Source organism: Simplicispira psychrophila DSM 11588, from assembly GCF_000688255.1.
Classification (GTDB): domain Bacteria; phylum Pseudomonadota; class Gammaproteobacteria; order Burkholderiales; family Burkholderiaceae_C; genus Simplicispira; species Simplicispira psychrophila.
Genome location: NZ_JHYS01000036.1, coordinates 1 through 2,701, shown reverse-complemented (window position 1 = coordinate 2,701; position 2,701 = coordinate 1). Strand labels below are relative to the sequence as shown.

The following is a 2,701-nucleotide window of genomic DNA, read 5'->3' as shown; positions in this document are numbered from 1 at the left end:
CCTAGCGTGGCCATTGGGATTTTGTCCGCCATTGCCTGCTGTGCTGAGGTAGTTGATGCCGCTGCCAGTGGCCGCATTTTCCCGATGGCGCAGCGTGTCCAAGCTGGCAGTGCCGCCCACCGTCACATGGAGCAAGCCGCAATGCAGGCCGGGCGCATGGAACGGGGGCAGTAATGAGCGCCGCCGTTGAATCCCAGCGCGCCATGCTGGTGCAGGGCATCAAAAAGCATATGCCCGCCTATGTCGCCAAACACATCGAAGCAACGATTCAAGGTGATGCGGAGGCCGCTTTTTCTTTCAATGTGGCCTTGGACGACTGTGACCGTGGCGTGGTGGCTGTTGCGCTTTGGAGAGCCAAGATAGCGCTGCCAGCGTTCCGCGCATTCCTTGCTGCAACGTGGAAACACGACCACCGCCACCTCATAGCAGCAGCAGAGACACGCCGCCGTTTGGCGTCAATGTTCCGATACGCCGCTTTCCCTTTGCCAGATGACCTGCCCGATACGGTGCGCGTGTGGCGTGGCACGTCGAAGCTGTCACAGGCGCAGTCTGTACGTGGCTATTCATGGACGACCAACAAAGAAGTCGCCTACTGGTTCGCCAGCCGCTTTGCCAGCTTCAACGGTAACCCGCTGGTGCTGGTTGCGGATGTCGCCAAGTCGGACATTGCACTTTTCACCAACGATCGAAAAGAGCACGAAGCTGTATTGCTGGTGCCACCGAAGGGCTGGCGCGTAGATAGCACTGCAAGCGACTTCAAAGTCGAAGGCGGTGCAGCATGAGCGCCGCCACCACCTTCGAGCCGGGTCTTATCGGCCACGTTGCTGCACTGCTGCTGGGCGAACCCAACGCCAGCCACTCTAGCCCGGACGACGCACGCTATGGCACCAATGGCAGTCTGTCGGTTGACCTAGCAAATAACACCTTCTTTGACCATGAGGCCCACGAAGGCGGGGGACTGCTAGATTTTGTTGTCCGCAGCAATGCCGCCAAAGACCGACGTGAGGCAGGCGCATGGCTAGACAAATCGGGGCTGACCCATGGAGCGCTGACTACTGCCACGCCGATGACAGCCACACCACCGGCTATACCCACAAAATCCATCAAGCCCACCGCGCCCAAGGCCCGAGCAAGTCTTGGTGCGCCCGTGGCCACCTACAGCTACACCGATGAGCACGGGGAAGTGCTGATGCAGGTGCTGCGCTTCGAGCCAAAGACATTCCGTCAGCGCCGTCCGGTCGAAGGCGGGTGGGAGAACAGCGTCAAAGACGTGCGCCCGGTGCCCTACCGTTTGCCCCAGTTGCTGGCCGCGCCGCTGGGTACGCCGGCTTACATCGTTGAAGGCGAGAAGGATGCCGACCGCCTTGCCGCGCTGGGACTGGTGGCAACCTGCTGCGCCGGTGGTGCAGGCAAGTGGAAGCCGCAGCACGCCGAGCACTTCCAAGGCCGCGCCGCCGTCCTGATTGCCGACAACGACAGCGCAGGCCGTGACCATATGCAGAAGGTGGCCAAGAGCTTGAAGGGCGTAGCCGCGCACATCACGGTGCTGGCGCTGCCCGGACTGGACGACAAGGGTGATGTGTCGGACTGGCTAGACACTGGTGGCACCGTGGACGCGCTGGCAGATATGACGGCCCAAGCGCAGGCGCAAGCAGCGCCAGCCGGTGCAGCAAACAGTGGGGACGACGCGGACGAGGGAGGGCACAAAGACAGTCTGTCGTCCCAACTGGTGGCGTTTGTGTTGGAGCGGGTCGAGCTGTTCCACGATGACAGCGACGACAGCTTTGTCATGGTGACTAGCGCGCAGGAGACCTACCGCCTGACCAGCGCCAAGTTCAAGAGTTGGCTGATGGCCGAGTTCTACAAAGCGTCGGGCAAGGCCGCGCGTGACCAGTCGGTGCGTGAAGCCATGCAAGTGCTGGACGGTCTGGCGCAGCACGATGGCGAGCAAAAGCCGGTGCATATCCGTGTCGCCAAAGTCGGTGCCGCGCTGTTTGTGGACTTGGGACAACCCGGCAACAGCTTGGCCGCGAAGATTGAGGCGGGCCGCTGGCAGTTGGTGCAGGAGCATGAGGTGCGTTTCTTGCGCCCCGACACCATGCGCCCACTGCCTACGCCTACCGCTGCCGGCGACATGGCTGCGCTGTGGCAATTCGTCAACGTGCCCGACAACGCGCGCCTGCTGGTGCTGGCGTGGCTGTTGGAGTGCTTGCGCCCCGATGGCGTGTTCCCGGTGTTGGAGCTGCTGGGAGAAGCCGGGTCAGCCAAGAGCACGACGCAGCGCATCTTGCGGATGTTGGTTGACCCCAACGCCAGCAACCTGCGCAGCCCGCCCAAGTCCATCGAGGATGTGTTTGTCAGCGCTGGCCTGAACTGGATTGTCTCGTTCGAGAACGTCAGCCACTTGGCCGCGCCCATGCAGGATGCGCTGTGTGTGCTGGCCACGGGTGGCGGTTTTGCCAAAAGGAAGCTGTATTCGGACGGGGAAGAAAGCGTCATCAACGTCACGCGCCCGGTGATTCTCAACGGCATATCGGCCTGTGTGACAGCACACGACCTGATTGACCGCTCTATCTGTGTGGAGCCCCAGCACATCCAGACACGACGTGTGCTGGTCTAATTTCCCTGGACACCTCGATAGGTGCAACCCACCTGGACGAGGAATATGAGCAAGAGAAAACGAAGGACATTCAACGCGGAG

The 2,701-nt window shown here is 61.6% G+C and carries 2 protein-coding genes; both read left to right on the top strand.

The features are described from left to right. Positions 1-173: 173 nt before the first annotated feature. A complete protein-coding gene (locus Q390_RS0117005; RefSeq protein WP_027997128.1) occupies positions 174-782 on the top strand; it encodes a hypothetical protein in 609 nt (202 codons plus the stop codon). Continuing rightward, the gene (locus Q390_RS18910) at positions 779-2,620 is read left to right on the top strand and encodes a hypothetical protein (RefSeq protein ID WP_051603332.1); all 1,842 of its coding nucleotides are present in this window, start codon (positions 779-781) and stop codon (positions 2,618-2,620) included. Before Q390_RS0117005 ends, Q390_RS18910 begins: the two co-directional genes overlap by 4 nt. Positions 2,621-2,701 lie beyond the last annotated feature (81 nt).

What these genes read in the sequence shown, in the direction of transcription:
- Q390_RS0117005 (WP_027997128.1), top strand. Translation starts at nt 174, where the DNA reads ATGAGCGCCGCCGTTGAATCCCAGCGCGCCATGCTGGTGCAGGGCATC.
- Q390_RS18910 (WP_051603332.1), top strand. Translation starts at nt 779, where the DNA reads ATGAGCGCCGCCACCACCTTCGAGCCGGGTCTTATCGGCCACGTTGCT.